At 43.1% G+C, this 246-nt stretch carries 1 protein-coding gene; it reads right to left on the reverse strand.

Going from position 1 to position 246, the window contains the following annotated elements; genetic code table 11:
• Nucleotides 1–246, reverse strand: a 246-nt coding sequence (locus AAEY88_RS15010; protein WP_350563674.1) for a TonB-dependent receptor domain-containing protein, incomplete at both ends; no start/stop codon positions are given.

Here is a 246-nt window from a genome sequence, read left to right on the forward strand (position 1 = left end):
GTCTAAACCGGCAGAAATAGAGGAAGATAAGCGAGGAAGCTCGTAGCGTGTCCAAATGCCCACTGTATTTTGTGGGGCATTAGCAAACTTATCACTATCAGGGATTTGATTACGAATGCTTTCATTCGCTTTAGTGATACGGGTATCATTATAGGCATAGTTAGCAGTCACAACCCAGCGCTCGGTAATATCACCAACCACTTCAATTTCGAATCCTTTACTTTCTACTTCACCTACAGCCACTAG

The organism is Psychrobacter sp. CAL346-MNA-CIBAN-0220 (genome assembly GCF_040309805.1).
In the GTDB taxonomy this organism is placed as follows: Bacteria; Pseudomonadota; Gammaproteobacteria; order Pseudomonadales; family Moraxellaceae; genus Psychrobacter.